The 20,811-nt window shown below is 47.0% G+C and carries 17 protein-coding genes; 7 read left to right on the forward strand and 10 right to left on the reverse strand.

What is annotated here, in order from left to right; genetic code table 11:
• Positions 1-55: 55 nt before the first annotated feature.
• The 6 genes from gudD to LNN34_RS15040 form a co-directional block, all read right to left on the reverse strand.
• Entirely contained in the window at positions 56-1,423 is a 1,368-nt protein-coding gene (gene gudD, locus LNN34_RS15015) for a glucarate dehydratase (RefSeq protein ID WP_103672212.1), read from the reverse strand.
• A 36-nt stretch (positions 1,424-1,459) separates the two neighbouring features.
• On the reverse strand, positions 1,460-2,827 hold the full coding sequence (gene gudP / locus LNN34_RS15020; protein WP_229043727.1) for a glucarate transporter GudP: 1,368 nt from the start codon (positions 2,825-2,827) through the stop codon (positions 1,460-1,462).
• An 86-nt stretch (positions 2,828-2,913) separates the two neighbouring features.
• The gene (gene gucD / locus LNN34_RS15025; protein ID WP_229043728.1) at positions 2,914-4,380 is read right to left on the reverse strand and encodes an alpha-ketoglutaric semialdehyde dehydrogenase GucD; all 1,467 of its coding nucleotides are present in this window, start codon (positions 4,378-4,380) and stop codon (positions 2,914-2,916) included.
• Positions 4,381-4,412: 32 nt separating this feature from the next.
• The gene (gene kdgD, locus LNN34_RS15030) at positions 4,413-5,339 is read right to left on the reverse strand and encodes a 5-dehydro-4-deoxyglucarate dehydratase (protein WP_229043729.1); all 927 of its coding nucleotides are present in this window, start codon (positions 5,337-5,339) and stop codon (positions 4,413-4,415) included.
• A 213-nt stretch (positions 5,340-5,552) separates the two neighbouring features.
• Positions 5,553-6,497, reverse strand: a complete 945-nt coding sequence (locus LNN34_RS15035) for a DNA-binding domain-containing protein (RefSeq protein WP_024120083.1) — start codon at positions 6,495-6,497, stop codon at positions 5,553-5,555.
• A 9-nt stretch (positions 6,498-6,506) separates the two neighbouring features.
• A complete protein-coding gene (locus LNN34_RS15040) occupies positions 6,507-7,739 on the reverse strand; it encodes an ATP-binding protein (protein WP_229043756.1) in 1,233 nt (410 codons plus the stop codon).
• A 301-nt stretch (positions 7,740-8,040) separates the two neighbouring features.
• On the opposite strand from LNN34_RS15040, the gene LNN34_RS15045 reads away from it, so the two are divergent.
• The 4 genes from LNN34_RS15045 to mmuP all read left to right on the forward strand — a co-directional run bounded on the left by LNN34_RS15045 (position 8,041) and on the right by mmuP (position 13,092).
• On the forward strand, positions 8,041-9,024 hold the full coding sequence (locus LNN34_RS15045; RefSeq protein WP_024120081.1) for a glutaminase: 984 nt from the start codon (positions 8,041-8,043) through the stop codon (positions 9,022-9,024).
• Between the two features lie 21 nt (positions 9,025-9,045).
• Complete coding sequence (locus tag LNN34_RS15050; protein ID WP_044162103.1) at positions 9,046-10,482, forward strand: alanine/glycine:cation symporter family protein; 1,437 nt, start codon at positions 9,046-9,048, stop codon at positions 10,480-10,482.
• Between the two features lie 127 nt (positions 10,483-10,609).
• The gene (gene mmuM / locus LNN34_RS15055) at positions 10,610-11,557 is read left to right on the forward strand and encodes a homocysteine S-methyltransferase (RefSeq protein WP_059292105.1); all 948 of its coding nucleotides are present in this window, start codon (positions 10,610-10,612) and stop codon (positions 11,555-11,557) included.
• A gap of 122 nt (positions 11,558-11,679) precedes the next feature.
• Positions 11,680-13,092, forward strand: a complete 1,413-nt coding sequence (gene mmuP, locus LNN34_RS15060) for an S-methylmethionine permease (protein WP_044162105.1) — start codon at positions 11,680-11,682, stop codon at positions 13,090-13,092.
• A 35-nt stretch (positions 13,093-13,127) separates the two neighbouring features.
• Here mmuP and LNN34_RS15065 read toward each other — a convergent pair whose 3' ends face one another.
• The 3 genes from LNN34_RS15065 to gamR form a co-directional block, all read right to left on the reverse strand.
• The gene (locus LNN34_RS15065) at positions 13,128-14,195 is read right to left on the reverse strand and encodes a branched-chain amino acid aminotransferase (RefSeq protein WP_044162106.1); all 1,068 of its coding nucleotides are present in this window, start codon (positions 14,193-14,195) and stop codon (positions 13,128-13,130) included.
• Positions 14,196-14,430: 235 nt separating this feature from the next.
• Positions 14,431-14,706 (reverse strand): DUF1648 domain-containing protein, encoded by a 276-nt coding sequence (locus tag LNN34_RS15070; RefSeq protein WP_215510896.1) that lies wholly within the window; start codon positions 14,704-14,706, stop codon positions 14,431-14,433.
• Between the two features lie 61 nt (positions 14,707-14,767).
• On the reverse strand, positions 14,768-15,475 hold the full coding sequence (gamR, locus tag LNN34_RS15075) for a transcriptional regulator GamR (protein WP_044162108.1): 708 nt from the start codon (positions 15,473-15,475) through the stop codon (positions 14,768-14,770).
• 217 nt (positions 15,476-15,692) lie between these two features.
• Here gamR and nagB point away from each other — a divergent pair, with 217 nt between their 5' ends.
• The 3 genes from nagB to gltP all read left to right on the forward strand — a co-directional run bounded on the left by nagB (position 15,693) and on the right by gltP (position 19,743).
• Entirely contained in the window at positions 15,693-16,442 is a 750-nt protein-coding gene (gene nagB / locus LNN34_RS15080) for a glucosamine-6-phosphate deaminase (RefSeq protein ID WP_229043730.1), read from the forward strand.
• Between the two features lie 21 nt (positions 16,443-16,463).
• Positions 16,464-18,359, forward strand: a complete 1,896-nt coding sequence (gene ptsG / locus LNN34_RS15085; RefSeq protein WP_229043731.1) for a glucose-specific PTS transporter subunit IIBC — start codon at positions 16,464-16,466, stop codon at positions 18,357-18,359.
• Positions 18,360-18,498: 139 nt separating this feature from the next.
• Positions 18,499-19,743 (forward strand): glutamate-aspartate/proton symporter GltP, encoded by a 1,245-nt coding sequence (gene gltP / locus LNN34_RS15090; RefSeq protein ID WP_024120072.1) that lies wholly within the window; start codon positions 18,499-18,501, stop codon positions 19,741-19,743.
• 40 nt (positions 19,744-19,783) lie between these two features.
• Here the strand turns inward: gltP and LNN34_RS15095 are convergent, their stop codons facing one another.
• Positions 19,784-20,752 carry a rhodanese-related sulfurtransferase gene (locus LNN34_RS15095; RefSeq protein WP_024120071.1) on the reverse strand — a complete coding sequence of 323 codons (969 nt, stop codon included), beginning with the start codon at positions 20,750-20,752 and terminating at the stop codon, positions 19,784-19,786.
• Positions 20,753-20,811 lie beyond the last annotated feature (59 nt).

Below are 20,811 nucleotides of genomic sequence, written 5' to 3' on the forward strand. Positions count from 1 at the left end.
TCAGTTGTTCAATTGTAAGACAAAATATTCGTTATGACAATATTTAGAATAAAACTTATCGCACCAGACACGGGCGCTTGCGGTCAAACTCCCAATTGCTGATCAGAAACTGCATAGGGATTGCATCGTTCCGTGCGCCTAAATTCATTTTTCGATAGAGATCATGCGCTTTTTCCACTTGTTCCATATCAATTTCGATGCCAAGCCCAGGCTTATCAGGCACCTTCACACAGCCATCAGCAATTTCTAAAGGCTGTTTGGTTAAACGCTGTCCGTCCTGCCAGATCCAATGGGTATCAATCGCCGTGATGCGTCCCGGAGCTGCGGCCGCGACATGGGTAAACATGGCAAGGGAGATGTCAAAATGATTATTGGAGTGCGAGCCCCACGTCAGCCCCCAATCATGGCACATCTGTGCAACCCGCACCGAACCCTGCATCGTCCAGAAATGGGGATCAGCCAGCGGAATATCGACCGCGTGCAGCTGAATCGCGTGCCCCATTTCCCGCCAGTCAGTCGCAATCATATTTGTCGCGGTCGGCAGGCCTGTCGCGCGGCGGAACTCAGCCATCACTTCACGTGCGGAATAACCGTTTTCCGCCCCGCACGGATCTTCGGCATAAGCAAGTACATCATGCTTTCCTCTGCATAATGTAACAGCTTCTTCTAGCGGCCAAGCTCCGTTCGGATCAAGGGTAATTCTCGCCTCAGGAAAACGTTTTGATAACGCGGTGACGGCTTCCATTTCTTCCTCGCCCCGCAATACGCCGCCTTTCAGCTTGAAATCTTGGAAGCCGTAGCGCTCTTGTGCCGCTTCTGCAAGACGTACAACGGCCTCAGGCGTCAGCGCTTCCTCATGGCGGAGACGGAACCACTCGCAATCTGACTGCTGATTGCTTTGATACGGCAATGTCGTCCGCTTTCGGTCACCAATGTAAAATAGATAACCGAGCATCTTGACCTCATCCCGCTGCTGTCCTTCTCCAAGCAAAGCCGCAACCGGTTCATTGAGAAATTTGCCGAGCACATCTAACAAAGCGGCTTCCAAGGCTGTGACCACATGCACCGCAGTGCGCAAATCAAATGTCTGGATACCGCGGCCTCCCCTGTCCTGGTCCCCAAACTGCTTTCTGACTGTTTGCAAAATCGACTGGTACGCGCCGATCGATTTTCCCACAACAAGCGGCTCTGCAAGCTCCAGTGTGCGGCGGATCGCTTCCCCGCCCGGCACCTCGCCGACACCCTGATTCCCGCTGCTGTCCGTTAAGACGACAAGATTTCGGGTAAAAAACGGGCTGTGGGCGCCGCTTAAATTCAGCAGCATACTGTCATGCCCCGCGACTGGAATGACTCTCATTTCAGTAATTGATGGAATATTCGATCTTTTTTCTTTTTGAACCTGTTCCTGTATTGGTGAACTCATCTGTCATCCTCCTTTGATAAAGCGCTTTCATAAGTATTAGACAGGCAGTGATTGATCGGGGTCTTGCTCTTGTTTCTTTAATACGACCCGTTTGATCGGCCCGACCAGCAGCAAATAGCTGAGGACTGCTGCAATCGCATTAGCGCCGACAAAAACGAGCGCGCCATTAAAAGATCCTGTGGCATTCACGATGTAGCCGATCATAATCGGAGTCGTAATCGAGGCGATGTTTCCGAATGTGTTGAACAAACCGCCGCTTAATCCCGCACACTCTTTTGGCGACGTGTCCGACACGACAGCCCAGCCCAAGGCGCCAAAGCCTTTTCCGAAGAACGCGAGTGACATGATTACAACGACGAGCCACGCTGAATCTGTATAGTTGCAGATAATCATGCTGCAAGACAGCAGCATGCCGACAATGATCGGTCCTTTTCTCGCGAAGGTGAGAGAACGGCCTTTTTTCAGTAAAAAATCAGACACGATGCCTCCAAGCACGCCGCCCGCAAATCCGCACAGCGCCGGGAGGGAAGCCACAAATCCCGCTTCAAGAATGGACATTCCGCGGGCCTGAACCAAATATACCGGAAACCATGTGAGAAAGAAATAGGTGAGAGTCGTAATGCAATATTGCGCGATGTACACGCCAATCAGCATGCGGTTGGTTAATAACTGTTTGATATACGGCCATTTTGATTCTTTTTCCTGCTTGCTTTGACTGTCATCCATTGAAATCAGCCCGCCGCCTTCTTCAATGTACGCAAGCTCGGCTTTGTTGACCTTCGGATGTTTTTTCGGTTCATATACCGTTTTTAACCAGATAAAAGCCAGTAGGATTCCCGCGGCCCCCATCACTACGAAGACGGAATGCCAGCCAAAAGAGTGGGTGAGCCAGCCCATTAAAGGAGAAAAAATGACGATTGCGAAGTATTGAGCTGAGTTAAAAAAGGCTGAAGCTGTACCGCGTTCGGAGCTCGGGAACCAGGAAGCAACCACTCTGCCGTTTCCGGGAAATGAAGGCGCCTCAGAAAGCCCGACTAAAAAGCGCAGCGCAAACAGCAGGATAATCGCTGTGCCAGCGGTAAAAAATCCAATCGCCCCTTGCAGCAGCGTAAAAAATGACCAGAAAAAGATGCTTAACGCAATAACCGTTTTTGATCCAAATCGATCCAGCAGCCAGCCTCCGGGAAGCTGTCCGATGACATAGGCCCAGCCGAATGCAGAAAAAACATACCCCATGGCAACCGAATCCAGTCCAAGGTCATGCTGGACGGAATCACCTGTAATCGAAAGCGTCGCACGATCTGCGTAGTTAATAGACGTCACAAGAAACAGCATAAATACGATGAACCAGCGTACAGATGTTTTTTTGCCCGCCGGCGAAACATTCGCATGGTCTTTTTTCATAATATCTTCTCCTTTGTCAAAGTAGAGAATCATATGCTGGCTGGTGATAAGGCTTGGAAAGAGACAAGCGCCTCTTTCCAGCACCTTTACTGCTTCACAAATACGGTTTTGATCGCCGTGAAGAAGTCCTTCGCGGCCTCACCCTGTTCGCGGGAGTGGGAGCTTGATTGCTTCATGCCGCCAAATGGCGCCTGAAGCTCAACCCCTGCGCTTTCCGCGTTGACCCTGACAAGCCCGGCTTCAATCTCATCAACGAATGAAAGCATACGGCCGATGTTTTGCGTAAAAATAGATGCACTTAATCCGAACTTCACATCATTGGAGGTGTCTAAAGCCTCCTCCATCGTGTCCACCTTTGACAGAGCGATGACCGGTCCGAAAATTTCCTCCTGGGCAATCGTCATGTCAGATGTCACGTTGTCAAAAATGGCAGGCTGCACATAATATCCGTTTTGATACTTTCCATCCTCCAGCTTTTCTCCTCCGATCAAAAGAGAAGCGCCTTCCTGCTTGCCTTTTTCAATATACGATAGACAGTTATCAAGCTGATTTTTGCTTGCGATCGGTCCCATCCAAACGTTTTCTTTCAAGCTGTCTCCGATCGTGATCTCCTTTGTGCGCTGCAGCAGTTTTTCTTTAAAGCGGTCGTAAATTCCGCTTTGGACAATGACACGGCTCGTTGCGGTGCACTTCTGGCCCGTTGAACGGAAAGCGCCTGTCACCACGGCTTCCGCTGCCGCTTCAAGATCAGCATCATCCGCTACGATCACCGGGTTTTTCCCGCCCATTTCAAGCTGATATTTGGCGCCTCTCGCTAAAGCGGCTTGCCCGATGATTTTCCCAACCTGATTCGAACCCGTGAACGTAATGGCATTGACCCCGTCATGTTCGGCAATACCTTGGCCGACAACTGACCCTTGGCCAGTCACCAAATTGATGACTCCCGCCGGAAATCCCGCTTCTTCAAAACAAGCGATGATCTTCGCACATGTAACGGCAGTTTCTGTTGCGGGTTTGATGACAACAGTATTGCCGTACACCAGTGCCGGCGCCATTTTCCAAATCGGGATCGCTATCGGGAAGTTCCACGGCGAAATCACGCCGACGACACCAAGCGGGACACGAGTTGTAAACATCAGTGCGTCTTTGTCAGTAGACGGAATAACATCGCCTGTTTTGCGCATGCCCTCGCCGGCGTAATAGCGAAGAATCGCAATGCCGCGAGCGGTTTCTCCTTTTGCTTCCGGCAGGGTTTTTCCCATTTCACGCGTCGCACATGCGGCGATGTCCTCTAAGCGCTGCTCCATGATATCAGCTGTTTTGTACAGCAGTTGGCCCCGTTCTGCACCCGTCAGCTTTCTCCATCCCGTTTTTGCCTCATTAGCGGCGGCGACGGCCCGGTCCACATCATCAGCCGTTGATCTCTGCACATAGCCGACGATGTCGTTCACATCCGCAGGATTTTCCGATTTGATCATATCGCCTGATTGAGCTTTGACCCACTCTCCATTAATAAAATTGAGATATGTGTTTTTTTCCGTGATTACAGACATGCCCATTGCCCCTTTCATGCTTTTTATGTTTGTCAAACCGTCGCGGCCTTCTTCGGGAAACGATCCGCCGCTTGCCTCAAAATGGCTTCCAATTTCTGATAGTGTTCTTTTTCAACCGGTCCGACAGGCGGTCTGGCTGTATTTCTCACATTCATCCCCATAATCTCCATGCCGGCTTTGATCAAGGACACCGCATACCCTTTCCGCTGCTTCCGGATATCGTTGATCGGCAGAATGACATGCTGATAGAGTTCCTTCACCGCATCGTTGTTTCCGTTTTTCAAAGCTTCATAGAACATCCGGGAAATATGCGGAATATAATTCGAAATGGCTGAAGAATAAGAGTGAAAACCGATTGGCAGGTAGGACGGCATCGTCACTTCAGCCATCGGCATTCCGTTAAGCCATCCCAAGCGGTCACCAATTGTATAGGCGAGGTTGATATTCAAATCCATGTTCCCCACCCCGTCTTTCACACCAACAAGCTGTTCCAGCTCCGTCAGCCGCTTGATCTGTTCAAGAGAAAATACGGCATTGTCGCGCTGATACAGAATGGCATTCAAGTCTGTGCTTTCAATAATCGTTTTGGCGTACTGATACAGCCCCTCCTGTTCGCCATGCACCAAATACGGAGGAAGGATCAAATAGCCGTCAGCGCCTTTTTTCTCCGATATACGCGCCCAATCAAGCGCGGTGCTGAGATTGCCGCCCACTCCCGTATAGACCGGGACCTTTCCTCCCGCAGCCGAAACCGCGACTTCGACCATGTTTTCGTATTCTTTCTGGCTAAGGGACTGAAATTCCCCTGACCCGCAGGCGATAAAAATCGCTTCCAAGCCTTCTTCGAGCAAAAACTCGATATTTTGAAACAGAGCTTCTTCCTCCAGCTTTCCTTGTGTATTAAAAGGCGCAACCGGAAAACCTAAAATCCCTTCAGGTGCTTTTCTTATACGGCTCATGTACAAAACCTCCTGTCATTTGTGTAAACAGCTCATTTGAAAGCGCTTTAAAATCATGTGGTTGCATATCCTCTCCTTTCAACATATCCTTTTGTTTAATTGTAAGACAAATAAACAATAAGTCAATAACTTTATTTTCAGACTTTTCATAAAAACGCTGAAAGCCCCCGTTTTTCCGCATAAAAAAACAGCCGCTGCTAGCCGGCTGTTTTTTCACATACTTCTTTCTTTCATCGTTTCGTTCAAAAGCTTCGCTTCCAAAAAAAATACGTGTATAAATTTTTTCATATTCACTCTGGCAGGTGCGAGGGGTTTTGCCTCTTTGGATTGAATTTCTTTCATTTTTTGGCTGACGACCGGAAAATCAAAGAATTTTGATGCGTAGGTTTCGAATTTAGGATTCGAAAAATCAGTTGTGCCCAATGAGGCAAAATGGTCCAGCGAATGAATAATGGCTCTGCGGATTCGCTGTTCCGAGGCTTTCACTTCGCGGTTGATTTCCGTTTGTGATGCCGCAGCTCCAAGCTTTCGTTCCGCTACTTGTGTGAAGATTTGTTTTAAAGAAGGGATATTTTTTTCGTAAGGCTCAGATTGTTCATGCTCAGTTAAATACTGAAGGACCGCCATCATATCATGAGCGCCGCCTTCCCCCATCATACCGAGCTCGGATAGCAAAAATGTTCCCGCTTCTTTTAAGCTGTTGTCATTTTTATACTGAGACCGTGCTTTCCGTTCGGTTCGGTTGACCAGCCGGCTTAAAGAGTTTTGGATATCTCCGATCGAGTTTTCAAGCTCGATTCGTTCCTTCACCTTTTGCAGAACAGTCACAATTTCAATACGGTTAATTGGTTTATGAATAAAATATTCAATGCCGAGAGAATACGCTTCTCCGACCATTTCTTTAGCTTCCACTTGTGAGATCATTACGATTTTCCCGGAATAAGAGTCCTTGATCCGGCGTATGGTCTCAATTCCGTCCCGCCCGGGCATTAATAAATCGATTAACAAAATATCAATCTGCTTAAATTGCAATATATGCCCTTCCACTTGGCTTCCGTCTTCCGCTTCACCCGCAGCCTCTCCAAGGTCCTCATCCTCTATGATCTGCCTTAAAATCGACCGCACCGCGCGGTCATCATCAGCGATAAAAAAACGCATATTATCCGTTCATCCTTTCTGAATCAAATGTCTGGCAGGCAGCCTGATGGTAAAGACCACTCCTTGCTGCTGGTTGTGAAACTTGATGTCTCCCTCAAGCTCTGTCACGATTTCCTTGACGTAGGAAAGCCCAATTCCGGTTGAGGGCGTGCCAAACTTGTCATATGTTGAGGTAAAGCCCGGATCAAACACAATATCTCCTATTTTCTCCGAAATGCCGGGACCATTGTCTTCCACCTGAAATTCTATCATACTCTCATCTGGCTTACGGAGCCTCAGACTGACCGTTCCCTCATCCCCCATCGCCTCCACCGCGTTTGCCGTCAAATTATTAATGATAGAAAGAACAATAAATACATGATAATCGTCATGCTCGCCCTCTATTGAACAATGAAAATTGATCTGTTTGCCCAATGATTCAGCGTACTTTTCATTCATTCGAGTGACAAGCCGGAAAAGGTCCGAGGCATTCATATAATCTTTAAAACTTTCATTGGAAATCAGTTTCGAAAGCCCGGCATATATCCTCTGGTTGTCCTTTTTCACTTCATGAATTTCCCCTGCCAGCCTTAGAATCCTGCCTCCGAGCTGATCGTCCTTGCCCTTCACTTCCCGGTAGAGCTGATAGGATTCGTTTGTCACGTGCTCTGTTGTTTTCAGCGTCTTTTTTAAATGCACTGTTTCTTCATATAAATTCGACACAATCATCAGCATGTGCTCATTTTGCCGCCTTGTCTGCTTTTCTCTGGACTGCGTTTCATACAGCTTGAGCACGTTAAAAAAGCTGATGACAATAAATGTATGAGAAATCGCAACAACCGCGATATCCGTTATTTTCTCAGGCGTCACCACCGTATGAAAAAGAAGAAACTGAACGGCCAGCTCGACGCTATCGGAAGCAATTTCAATCATAAATCCATAAAAACCGAGCATTACCGGCCGATCACGATAGCGGTTCGCCCGCAACACATAAAACAGACATGCAAACGTCATGTAAAAGAAAAAACCGGACGCTTGATCATACAGGATTGGAATCAGCCCTGCGTGTCTTCCGTCCCATAATTCCAATAAAACACGAAATACGAAAACCGATGTTCCAGTCAAAAACCCCGGCAATACAGCGGACACATGCCGCAGCAGCACTAAGAAAAAGAAAAAAGCCGGCGCGCCGAAGCTGATTCGGAACTCTTCATTGAGGGGATAAAATTTCAGTTCGCCTGCAAGCGGCACAGTAACGAGCATGAGCGCCATTATATATGCGTCTTTCTCAAAAAAACGTTCCAGTTTGATTATGATCACATCCTCATTTTTATTTTGAGGAAAGGACAAAAAACCTGCAAATTTCTTTCGACCCAGTATGTAAGCTTTTTATAAAACCAACGGCTTATTTTCGAAAAATTTTTGTCGTATTTTGTATGATTCTGTAGTCTCCATTATACAGTTATGATACCTTTCCGCATTCATGAAAGCGTTTAACGCCTCACCTGTCTTCGATTCTACTCCGCCTCAGTCCCAAATAGCAAAAACAGATAGGAGGAATTTGATGAAAGAACTGATAAAAGAACGCCCGGAAGAGAAGAATCTGGCGTCACAGCTGTATGAATGGGTAGAACATTACCGCCCCTTTGCCGCCAATGGACAAAGCGCAAATTATATCCCCGCGTTAGGAAAAGTCAATGACTCACAGCTCGGCATTTGTATATTGGAGCCTAATGGAGCAATGATACATGCCGGCGATTGGAACGTCCCTTTTACCCTGCAAAGCATTTCAAAAGTCATCAGCTTTATCGCTGCGTGCATGAGCCGCGGCATTCCTTATGTGCTTGACCGCGTCGATGTCGAGCCGACAGGTGACGCCTTTAATTCAATTATCCGTCTTGAAATGCACAAGCCCGGAAAACCGTTTAACCCTATGATTAACGCGGGCGCCATTACAATCGCCTCGCTTCTTCCGGGAGAAACAGCCCGCGATAGGCTGGAGTATCTGTACTCTGTCATTGAAACCTTAATAGGGAAACGTCCCAGAATACATGAGGAAGTTTTCCGGTCTGAATGGGAAACCGCCCACCGCAACAGAGCATTGGCCTACTACTTAAAAGAGACAAACTTTTTAGAAGCCGATGTGGAAGAAACGCTGGAGGTTTACCTGAAGCAATGTGCCATGGAAGGCACGACAGAAGACATTGCATTGATCGGCCTGATCCTTGCTCATGACGGTTATCACCCGATTCACCGCCAGCAGGTGATTCCAAAGGATGTGGCAAAGCTCGCCAAGGCTTTAATGCTGACATGCGGCATGTATAACGCCTCCGGAAAATATGCGGCGTTTGTCGGGGTACCGGCCAAAAGCGGTGTCTCCGGCGGCATCATGGCGCTGGTTCCCCCAAGCGCCAGAAGAGAGCAGCCTTTCCAAAACGGATGCGGCATCGGCATTTACGGGCCTGCCATTGATGAATACGGCAACAGCCTGACTGGCGGCATGCTGCTGAAGCACATCGCACAGGAGTGGGAACTCAGCATTTTTTAAAATAAAAAACGAGGTGATTGTATGCAGCAATTCCTGGAACATATCGTCGGTTTCGCTAATGATTTTTTGTGGTCAAAGCTATTAATTGTATTGCTTCTTTCTTTGGGAATCTATTTTACGTTCAGGCTTAAATTTTTGCAGGTTCGCATGCTGAAGGAAATGGTCAGGGTGTTAAAGGAAGGCGCTGCATCCCGCTCGAAAAACAGCATCTCTCCGTTTCAAGCGTTTTGTATCAGCATGGCAGCCCGTGTCGGCACCGGAAACATTACGGGTATTGCCATTGCGATTGCGCTGGGCGGGCCCGGTGCGATTTTCTGGATGTGGATTATTGCCATTATCGGGTCAGCGTCAAGCTTTGTCGAAAGTACACTGGCTCAAATTTATAAGGTGAAAGATGCAAACGGCTTCCGCGGCGGTCCTGCTTATTATATGGAAAAAGGGCTGAACAAAAGATGGATGGGCGCCTTGTTCGCCGTTTTAATCACGCTGTCGTTCGGTATCGTCTTTAACTCGGTTCAATCAAATACGGTCAGTCTCGCGTTTGAAAACGCGTTCGGCACAAACCGCCTGACACTTGGACTCATTTTAATTGCTGTGTTTGGAACGATTATCTTTGGCGGAGTCAAACGCATCGCAAAACTGGCTGAATATATTGTTGTTGTTTTGGCTGTCCTGTATATTGGAGTCGCTTTTTTCGTGATTCTCACAAACATCACCCAGCTGCCTGCCGTTTTTGCGCTTATTGTCAAAAACGCGTTTGGATTTGACCAGGCGGCCGGCGGCGCTTTGGGAGCAGCTTTAATGCAGGGTGTCAGACGGGGGATTTTTTCAAACGAAGCGGGAATGGGAAGCGCACCGAATGCCGCTGCCACCGCGACGACAAGCCATCCTGTAAAACAAGGGCTGATCCAGGCATTTGGTGTGCTTACTGATACGCTGGTCATTTGTACAAGCACGGCCTTTATCATCCTGTTTTCAGACGCCTATCATACACCGGGACTGAGCGGAATCGCATTAACTCAAGCCTCTCTCAGCTCCCATATCGGACCATGGGCATCAGGCTTTCTCGCCATCCTGATCCTCTTATTCGGATTCTGTGCCTTGATCGGCAACTATTATTACGGCGAAACCAATATCGGCTTTTTGAACAAAAGCAAAAAACTGATCTTCGTTTACCGCATCGGCGTGCTTGCAATGATCGTGTTTGGCTGTGTAGCCAAGGTGCAGCTAGTATGGGATTTGGCCGATTTGTTTATGGGCTTGATGGTCGTCGTCAACTTAATCGCCATTTTCTTATTGTCGAAGGTGGTTTTTGCGGCTCTCAAGGACTATACCCGGCAGAAAAAAGCGGGCAAAGATCCCGTTTTTTATAAAAATGTCATAAAAGATCATGAGCGGATTGAATGCTGGGAGCTTTCAGAAACGCCTGCTGATCCTCATAACAAACAAATATCATAACGCAGAAGGTGTTCAGATCAATGGAATCTGAACACCTTTTATCTTTCGGTTGATTGACAAACATCAAGACGTCCTTTACCATTTTCATATCTTTTCAAAAAATCAGAAAGAAGGATCGGAACAGCCTATGAATCCAATTCAGCATCTATTAGATACATACCCGCTTATCGTGTTAGACGGCGCGATGGCAACCGAGCTTGAGCGCAAAGGCTGCGACTTGAATGACAGTCTCTGGTCGGCAAAAATTCTGATGGAGCAGCCAGACCTGATTAAACAAGTTCATACTGATTATTTTGCGGCAGGCGCCGACTGTGCGATCACCGCCAGCTATCAGTCTACGTTTGAAGGCTTTGCCGCACGCGGGCTCAGCGAAGCGGAAGCCCGCCGGCTTATCCAGATGTCCGTCAGGATCGCGGCCGAAGCCCGTGATGAATTTTGGGCACAGAAAGATAACCGCTTGAATCGGCCAAAACCGATCGTTGCGGCCTCTGTCGGCCCGTATGGCGCCTATCTTGCGGATGGCTCAGAGTATCGCGGAAACTACGGAATCTCTGAGGATGAGCTGGCTGAATTTCACCGCCCCCGTATGAAAGCCCTGATTGACGCCGGTGCGGATGTTTTGGCATGTGAAACGATTCCATGTCTTACTGAGGCAAAAGCAATTGTCCGTCTGCTGAAGGAATTTCCTGAAACATATGCGTGGTTCAGCTTCAGCGCGAAAGACGGTCTGCGTATCAGTGACGGAACCTCTGCCGCTGAATGCGCGTCATGGCTTGATCAGCACAGCCAAGCGGCGGCGGTCGGGATCAACTGCACCCCGCTTCAGCATATCCCTTCATTGATTGCTGAGCTAAAGAAGAACACCTCTAAACCGATTATCGTCTATCCGAATTCAGGCGAACAATATGATCCGGACACCAAAACGTGGAACGGCGCAGCATGCGGCGAGCCTTACGGACAAAGCGCCCGCATCTGGTATGAAAACGGAGCAAAGCTGATTGGCGGCTGCTGCCGGACAAAACCGGAGGATATTAAAGAAATCGCCGGCTGGGCCCGGACTTTAAAAACCACTTGACTTATCGGAATAGTTTGTATATTCTAACCTAAAAGCCGGCTTGCCGGAATCTCGTGTCACCCGCTGACATGAGATTTTTTATTAGGAAGCCATAAAATCGCCGCATAGAAAGTTGGAAAAAGATGAAATCCGCTCACAACAAGAATGAGACAAACTTTCAGAGAAGTATGAAAAGCAGACACCTCTTTATGCTTTCATTAGGAGGCGTCATCGGAACCGGTCTGTTCTTAAGCTCAGGCTATACCATTCAGCAAGCAGGCCCTGCCGGAACCATCCTTGCGTACTTAGTCGGCGCGGGAATTGTCTATTTGGTCATGCTGTGCCTTGGCGAATTGTCTGTAGCCATGCCAGTGACAGGCGCGTTTCATACCTATGCAGCAACATACGTAGGGCCGGGCACAGGTTTTACGGTCGCCTGGCTGTACTGGCTCACATGGGCCGTTGCATTGGGATCTGAATTCACAGCGGCAGGCCTGCTAATGCAACGCTGGTTCCCCGATACGTCTGTTTGGATGTGGAGCGCCGTTTTTGCTTTGTTGATTTTCTTGCTCAACGCGTTTTCAGTCAAGTTTTTCGCTGAATCAGAGTTTTGGTTTTCCAGCATTAAAGTATTAGCCATTGTATTATTTATTCTTTTAGGCGGCGCCGCTATGTTCGGCATCATCCCGATCAAAGACGGAGGCGCCGCTCCGATGCTGTCAAACTTCACAGCGGAAGGCGGGCTCTTTCCGAATGGATTTGTCCCCATTTTCATGACCATGCTGTCTGTCAACTTTGCCTTCTCAGGAACTGAGCTGATCGGAATTGCCGCGGGAGAAAGCGTTGATCCCGACAAGACCATACCAAAAGCGATTAAAACAACGGTCTGGCGCCTCTCACTCTTTTTTATCGGAACCATTTTTGTACTCTCAGGGCTGATTCCGATTCAAGAAGCGGGCGTTATCAAAAGCCCATTCGTTGCAGTCTTTGACAGAGTCGGTGTACCATACGCAGCTGACATCATGAACTTTGTCATTCTGACAGCCATCCTATCAGCCGCTAATTCCGGACTTTACGCTTCGTCCCGTATGCTTTGGTCACTGTCAAAAGAACAGACGCTTCACCCAACATTTGCAAAGCTGACATCAAAGGGAATCCCGCTAAACGCGCTGGTGTTCAGCATGATTGGCGGCATCCTGTCATTACTGTCCAGCGTATTTGCGCCAGACACGGTGTACGTTATACTCGTGTCGATTTCCGGCTTTGCCGTCGTTGTCGTTTGGATGGGCATCGCCGCTTCTCAATTCATGTTCAGAAAACGTTATCTGGAAGCGGGAAACAAGGTCACGGATTTAAAATACCGAACGCCTTGGTACCCATTTGTGCCGATTGCCGCATTTCTTTTATGCCTGGCATCCGTGATTGGCATTGCCTTTGACCCGAATCAAAGAATCGCGTTATATTGCGGTGTGCCGTTTATGGCCATCTGCTATGCAGTGTATTATGCAAAAGCCCGCAAAAGCCGTCCGGCCGCTGATATGACCCATTCAAAATAAAAGAACCTGCCCCAAGGCAGGTTCTTTTTCTATTCTCATACTTCCACTGTCCAACGAAACGGATCTTTCACTTTTCCAAGCTGAATATCGGTTATCGTTTGATACAGCTTTTTTGAGATTTCTCCAATTTCCCTGTCGTTCACAATCACCGTTCTTCCATGAATATTGAGTTCGCCGACAGGCGTAACAACTGCAGCCGTACCTGTGCCGAATACCTCTGTCAATTCCCCTCGTGCGGAGGCTGCATAAATATCATCGATCGATATCCTTTCTTCCCGGACCGGGATGCCCCAGCTTCGGATCAGCTCAATAGCAGAAGCTCGTGTAATCCCGCTCAAAATGCTTCCGCTTAATGCAGGAGTCACAACTTCTCCATTTATGACAAAAAAGATATTCATGCTCCCTACTTCTTCCGCGTATTTCTTTTCAATGGCATCCAGCCATAGCACCTGATCATAGCCTAATTCATTCGCCTTCTGCTGCGCCTGAAGACTCGCCGCGTAATTTCCTGACGTCTTGGCATTTCCGACTCCGCCATTAACTGCCCGCACAAACTCATCTTCCACATAGATGTTAATCGGCTGCAGCTGATCGCCATAGTAAGAGCCAACAGGCGAAAGCACAATCATAAATGTATAGTTTTTTGACGCCTTCACACCAAGACTCGGTTCAGTGGCAATAACAAACGGACGAATATACAGCGACGTTCCCTTTTCCCTCGGGACCCACTCTTTTTCCAGCTCGACCAATTGCGTCAGTGCCTCCAGCACCAGCTCTTCGTCTAAAGGAGGCATACTCATTCGCTGACATGATCTGTTCAGCCTTTTGATATTTTGCTCCGGCCTGAACAGCAGCACCCTGCCATCTTCAGTTCTGTATGCTTTCAAACCTTCAAAAACAGCCTGGCCGTAATGAAAAACAGAAGAAGACGGATCGAGCATAATCGGTGCATAAGGAGTAAGTCTTGGACGATGCCAGCCCTTTTCCTCCTCATAATCCATCACAAACATATAATCTGTAAAGTATTTGCCGAACCCTAAGGATGAAGGGTCTGGTTTTTCCTTCTTTGATGTGATTTTCTCTCGTTCAATAAGCTTGTTCACTGATAAGCACACCTTTCTAGATTAATTTATTTAAATTTTCTGTCAATTTTGAGCTGCAAATCGGTAATGCCTTTCTTTTTTTACAGGCGGTTTTCCGTTCTCATTTGATATAAGAGGGCTCAAACATAGATGTCAGAATATTCTTTATCGTCTTCGGCTATTATACACTACATTTCGTGTAAGATGAAGGTGAAACTAAAGAAAAAACAGCCAGAGATTTTTCCGGCTGTTTTCGTTAAACTGCTAAATACAAAATGACAGCATGACAAATCAGCAGAATATAAACCGCGATCCCTAACTGCCAGTTGACCTTCTGCGCCAATGCAAAAACAATCATCAAGGCCGGCAAAATAGCTGTTCCAGCCAGCTTATTGACCGTCAAATCCGGGCTGTTCGTTACATCATAATGAATCGGCATATCTGCCGGAAGAAAAGGATAAAACACCATAGAGAGTATGACAGCCGCAATGACAGACCCCCACACCGCTTTCTCATTCATCAATAGAAACATAGAACCAGTCCTCCTCATTACATCCTAAAACAATAAAGCGTTTTCTTTATCTTCCATTGCTTTACGATTGATATGACTGTTCTACGGTGAATTTCGTTCGGTCTCCTCGTGTAATAATTTGTGCATATTCTACTACTTCTTCATTTTTGTCATAGGTGAGGGATTCCGATAAAAATGCAGGCGCTCCAACATTGGTTAACAGGTGCCCGCTGATCGTTTCATCCGTTAAAATCGGTTCGATCGATTCCGTCCCCCTGCTGATTTCGATATTGTATTTTGTTCTTAATAATTCAAACAGAGATCCGGTGCACTCTTCCTGCGCCAATCCCGGTGCCGCTTTCCAAGGTATATATGAGGTATGGTATTGCAAAGGTTCACCCTCGGCGTATCTGACTCTGACAAGCTTGTTGACAGGCTCATTCTCTTTCATTTTCAGCAGCTCGGCTATGGAATGATCGGCAGGGATCACCACAAGCTCAAGCACTTTTGACTCAGAACGCAGCCCCCTCATTTGTTCTGCAAAACTCGTAATCTTATGCGGAATCGGCGTTTGGATTTTAGCTGCCGATACAAATGTTCCTTTTCCCTGGATTCTCTGAATATATCCTTCAAGCTCAAGCTGCTGCAAAGCCAGCCTTACAGTTGTTCTGCTGACATCATATTGCTCGCAAAACTCGCTCTCTGTCGGCAGCTGATCATTCGCCTGATATTTGCCCGACTTGATTAATTCAATGATTTTAAATTTGATAACAGAATATAAAGCTGCCATTTCATCCTCCCCATTCTGTATGTAAACCGATCTTTTTGAATGAAACCATAATACCATCTGTATTTCTATTTTGAAAGATTTGTACTTCCTTTTGTAACAAATTTTCAGAAAATAACGTTGACAATTTTATGGGGATGGTGCTAAATTCGTAATGACAAATATCATAAATTGATCATAACAAATATGATGCTTGTCTATTTCATTGAGGAGGTGTCAGATGAAGATTATCGTTGCTGATCATTATGAAGATCTCTGTAAGTTAAGCGCTAACATGATTAAGGAATATGTACAGGCAAAGAAAGATACCGTTCTTGGCCTGGCTACCGGCAGCACGCCGATCGGCTTGTACAAACAGCTCATTTCAGACTATCAGGAAGGCGAAATTGATTTTTCAAAGGTTATAACATTTAATTTGGATGAATACGCAGGCCTGTCTCCATCTCATCCACAAAGTTATAACAAATTTATGCACGAGCATCTTTTTCAGCATATCAATGTTCAGCCTGACCATATTCATATCCCGCAAGGAGACAATCCCCAGCTTGAGGCTGAGTGCAAAGTGTATGAGGAACTTATCCGCCAGGCGGGAGGCATCGATGTGCAAATCCTTGGCATCGGCTCGAATGGCCATATTGGCTTTAATGAACCCGGCTCTGATTTTGAGGACCGGACACGAATCGTCAGGCTGTCCGAAAGCACGATACAGGCAAATGCCAGATTTTTCGGCGGCGACCCTGTACTTGTGCCGAGGCTTGCCGTTTCAATGGGCATCAAAACGATCATGGAATTCAGTAAACACATTGTGTTATTAGCAAATGGCGAGGAAAAAGCGGACGCGATCCAAAAAATGGCTGAAGGCCCTGTAACGCCGGACGTACCGGCCTCAATTCTTCAAAAACACAATCATGTAACCGTTATCGCCGATCAAAAAGCAGCTCAAAAACTGAAAAACTTATCATACTTATAAAACAAATAGAAGGAGACTGTTATGTTTAAAAAGGCGTTTCAAATTCTGCAGCAGCTCGGCCGCGCTTTGATGACTCCGGTTGCCGTCCTGCCGGCAGCCGGTCTGCTGCTCCGTTTCGGTGACAAGGATTTACTGAACATCCCTATTATAAAGGATGCGGGCGGCGTTGTATTTGATAACCTGCCGCTGATTTTTGCCGTAGGTGTCGCGATTGGTTTAGCTGGCGGCGAAGGAGTGGCCGGACTTGCCGCTGTCATCGGATACTTGATTTTAACCGTCACCCTGGATAACATGGGAAAATTACTCGGCCTTCAGCCTCCTTATGAAGGGGCCGAGCATCTGATTGATATGGGGGTATTCGGCGGCATTATCATCGGGCTGCTTGCCGCATATTTGTACAAGCGTTTTTCATCAATAGAGCTGCATCCCGTCCTTGGATTTTTCTCAGGAAAACGATTTGTCCCGATTATTACTTCGGTCAGCTCATTGGTCATCGGCGTTATTTTCTCATTTGTTTGGCCGCTAATTCAAAACGGAATAAACGCCGCCAGCAGCTTAATTGCCGATTCAACGGTCGGCCTGTTCTTTTATGCGACAATCTATCGCTTACTGATTCCTTTTGGACTGCATCATATTTTTTATACACCTTTCTATTTTATGATGGGCGAATACACAGATCCATCAACAGGCAATACCGTAACCGGCGATCTGACAAGGTTTTTCGCCGGAGACCCGACTGCGGGACGTTTTATGATGGGCGATTTCCCTTACATGATTTTCTGTCTGCCGGCAATCGCGCTTGCCATCATCCATACCGCGCGGCCTGAAAAAAAGAAAATGATTTCCGGCGTCATGATTTCAGCAGCGCTTACGTCTATGCTCACTGGAATTACAGAGCCAGTTGAATTTGCTTTCTTGTTCGTCGCGCCTGTACTTTATTTAATAAACTCTATTCTTGCCGGCGTTATCTTTGTCGTGTGTGATCTGTTCCATGTCCGTCACGGCTACACCTTCTCCGGCGGCGGAATTGACTATGTGCTGAATTACGGGCTTTCGACAAACGGCTGGGTCGTCATTCCTGTCGGGATCGTCTTCGCCTTTATTTATTACTATTTGTTCCGTTATGCGATTTTGAAATGGAATCTGAAAACACCCGGCCGTGAAGCAGATGAAGGTGATCAAAGTGAAGCCAAATCCCCTGTTTCAAAAGACCAGCTCGCCTTCCACGTATTGCAGGCGCTGGGCGGCCAGCAAAATATCGCCAACCTCGACGCATGTATTACAAGGCTGCGTGTCACCGTTCATCAGCCAAACCAAGTAAACAAAGACGAACTAAAGCAGCTTGGGGCGGTAGGTGTGTTAGAAGTGAACAACAACTTCCAAGCGATTTTCGGCACAAAGTCAGATGCTTTAAAAGATGATATCAAAACGATTATAGCTGGAGGTGTCCCGGCTGCCGCCGCGGCGCTTGATGCTGAAGCCGAGACCCAGCAGGAGCCTCCTGCCGAAGAGTCTTTTATATATCCGATACAAGGAGAAAAACTCTCCCTATCCGACGTGCCTGACCAGGTATTTTCAGAAAAAATGATGGGTGAGGGTTTCGCGATTGATCCAACAGAAGGAAAAGTCGTTGCCCCCGCTGACGGCGAGATTGTATCGATATTTCCGACAAAGCACGCCATTGGCTTTACAAGCGCTGGCGGCACGGAAATGTTGATTCATGTCGGCATTGATACGGTGAAGCTGAACGGAGAAGGCTTTGAAGCTCATGTCACGAGCGGCCAAACCGTCAAACAAGGCGAACTGCTTCTAACCTTTGAACTGAATTACATTAAGCAGCATGCTGCTTCCGCCATAACGCCTATTATTTTCACAAATGTATCTGAGGAACAAATGAACCGTATGAACATGAAGTAAAAAAGTCCCCCTGACGCGGGGGACTTTTTATCCAACATAATGAAAGCGCTATCAAAATAAATTTTTAAAAAAGGGGTTTGCATTTGATTCACGAATGGTATGAATAAGCCTCATCATATCATTCTAAAGGGGGATTCATTTGAAAAAATTTATCGCGTTTCAAATTTTAATCGCATTGGCTATCGGCGCAGTAATCGGCCACTTTTTTCCTGATTTCGGAATGGCGCTCAGGCCTGTCGGTGACGGATTTATCCGCTTGATTAAAATGATTGTCGTGCCGATTGTATTTTCTACCATTGTCATCGGAGCTGCTGGAAGCGGAAGTATGAAAAAGATGGGCAGCCTCGGCGTAAAGACCATTATCTGGTTTGAAGTGATCACCACTTTGGTGCTGGGCCTGGGACTTTTATTGGCAAATGTCTTAAAACCGGGCGTCGGGCTGGATCTTTCTCACTTAGCGAAAAAAGATATTCATGAACTTTCGGGCTATACAGAGAAAGTCGTGGATATCAAACAAATGATCCTCGATATTATCCCGACAAACATTATTGATGTCATGGCCAGAAACGATTTACTCGCTGTCATTTTCTTTGCGATTTTATTCGGTGTTGCCGCCGCTGGCATCGGCAAAGCCTCTGAACCAGTGATGAATTTTTTTGAATCGGTCGCTCAGATTATGTTTAAACTGACGCAAATCGTCATGGTGACCGCTCCTATCGGCGTGCTTGCCCTAATGGCCGCCTCTGTAGGCCAATATGGCATCGAGCTCCTCCTCCCCATGTTTAAATTGGTCGGTACTGTTTTTCTTGGTCTGTTTCTGATCCTCTTTGTCCTCTTTCCGCTTGTTGGTCTCATCTTTCACATTAAGTATTTTGAAGTGCTGAAAATGATATGGGATCTGTTTCTGATTGCGTTTTCCACAACCAGCACCGAAACCGTTCTTCCTCAGCTTATGGATCGAATGGAGAAATACGGCTGTCCGAAACGGGTGGTATCATTTGTCGTTCCCTCCGGCTTATCGCTGAATTGTGACGGATCAAGCCTATACTTATCGGTTTCCTGTATATTTTTGGCACAGGCCTTCAATGTAGACATGACGCTGTCACAGCAGCTTCTCATGATGCTTGTGCTTGTTATGACCAGCAAAGGCATCGCCGCTGTTCCGTCGGGCTCCCTTGTCGTTCTTTTGGCGACTGCAAACGCTGTGGGGCTGCCTGCCGAAGGCGTCGCCATTATTGCAGGCGTGGACCGCATCATGGATATGGCCCGAACAGGTGTTAATGTACCGGGACACGCGGTCGCCTGCATCGTGGTTTCTAAATGGGAAAAGGCCTTCCGCCAAAAAGAATGGGCCGCCGCAAACGGACAAACGGAAAGCATGTAAAAAAAGAACACCTCTCTGCATGAGAGGTGTTCTTTCCATATTATTCAGCAGCAGCGTGCTCTTCTTTTTCAATCGCTGCAAGTCTGGCGCTAACTTCTTCCGCAGTCATATTGTGTTCTTGTACATATAAGTTTCTTGGGTTCGTGCGGCATTCGTGGCTGCAGCTGCGCATATATTTGTATTCATTTTCCGGTGTGCATATGATTTTCTTATTGCATGATGGATTTGCACAGTTGACATACCGTTCACACGGTTCACCTGTAAAGTAGTCTTTTCCGACAATGACATGCTCGACACGGTTGACCGGCACGCTGATTCTTTCATCGAATACGTAGCATTGGCCGTCCCAAAGCTTTCCTTGCACCTCAGGATCTTTTCCGTATGTGACGATTCCGCCGTCAAGCTGTGATACATCTTCAAAGCCTTGTTTCATCAGCCAGCCTGAGAATTTTTCACAGCGCACGCCGCCCGTGCAGTATGTCAAAATCTTTTTGCCTTCAAGCATCTCTTTATTTTCTTCGATCCACTCTGGCAATTCACGGAACGCCTCGATGTCAGGACGGACAGCTCCTCTAAAATGGCCGAGATCATATTCATAATCATTACGCGCATCAAGGACGACTGTATCAGGATCCTGCATCTTTTCAAAGAATTCTTTAGGCTTCAAATGCTTTCCTGTTGTTTCATTCGGATCCACATCATCCTCAAGGCGAAGCGTCACAAGCTCTTTTTTATGACGGACGAACATTTTCTTGAACGCATGATTTTCTTCTTCATCAATCTTGAACACCATATCCGCAAAACGAGGATCAGCTTTCATCGCTTGCATATATTGTTCAGTCTGCTCAAACGTACCTGATACCGTACCGTTAATTCCTTCAGCTGATACAAGAATACGGCCTAACAAACCAAGCTCCTTACAAAAAGCCAGATGCTGCTCTCTAAACACCTCCGGCTCTTCAATCGGAACATATTTATAGTAAAGTAATACTCTGTATTGTTTTTCCATGATATAAACACCCTGTTCAATGATATAGTTAGTTGTTATGCACACTCTTACTATATCAT

Source organism: Bacillus sp. AF23 (assembly GCF_020861455.1).
In the GTDB taxonomy this organism is placed as follows: domain Bacteria; phylum Bacillota; class Bacilli; order Bacillales; family Bacillaceae; genus Bacillus; species Bacillus halotolerans.

Coding starts and splice junctions, on each gene's coding strand:
- LNN34_RS15095 (WP_024120071.1), bottom strand. CDS start 20,752: ATGGAAAAACAATACAGAGTATTACTTTACTATAAATATGTTCCGATT.
- mmuM (WP_059292105.1), top strand. CDS start 10,610: ATGAATCCAATTCAGCATCTATTAGATACATACCCGCTTATCGTGTTA.
- gamR (WP_044162108.1), bottom strand. CDS start 15,475: ATGGCAGCTTTATATTCTGTTATCAAATTTAAAATCATTGAATTAATC.
- mmuP (WP_044162105.1), top strand. CDS start 11,680: ATGAAATCCGCTCACAACAAGAATGAGACAAACTTTCAGAGAAGTATG.
- LNN34_RS15070 (WP_215510896.1), bottom strand. CDS start 14,706: ATGTTTCTATTGATGAATGAGAAAGCGGTGTGGGGGTCTGTCATTGCG.
- LNN34_RS15050 (WP_044162103.1), top strand. CDS start 9,046: ATGCAGCAATTCCTGGAACATATCGTCGGTTTCGCTAATGATTTTTTG.
- ptsG (WP_229043731.1), top strand. CDS start 16,464: ATGTTTAAAAAGGCGTTTCAAATTCTGCAGCAGCTCGGCCGCGCTTTG.
- LNN34_RS15045 (WP_024120081.1), top strand. CDS start 8,041: ATGAAAGAACTGATAAAAGAACGCCCGGAAGAGAAGAATCTGGCGTCA.
- LNN34_RS15040 (WP_229043756.1), bottom strand. CDS start 7,739: ATGCTCGTTACTGTGCCGCTTGCAGGCGAACTGAAATTTTATCCCCTC.
- nagB (WP_229043730.1), top strand. CDS start 15,693: ATGAAGATTATCGTTGCTGATCATTATGAAGATCTCTGTAAGTTAAGC.
- gudD (WP_103672212.1), bottom strand. CDS start 1,423: ATGAGTTCACCAATACAGGAACAGGTTCAAAAAGAAAAAAGATCGAAT.
- kdgD (WP_229043729.1), bottom strand. CDS start 5,339: ATGAGCCGTATAAGAAAAGCACCTGAAGGGATTTTAGGTTTTCCGGTT.
- gudP (WP_229043727.1), bottom strand. CDS start 2,827: ATGAAAAAAGACCATGCGAATGTTTCGCCGGCGGGCAAAAAAACATCT.
- LNN34_RS15035 (WP_024120083.1), bottom strand. CDS start 6,497: ATGCGTTTTTTTATCGCTGATGATGACCGCGCGGTGCGGTCGATTTTA.
- gucD (WP_229043728.1), bottom strand. CDS start 4,380: ATGTCTGTAATCACGGAAAAAAACACATATCTCAATTTTATTAATGGA.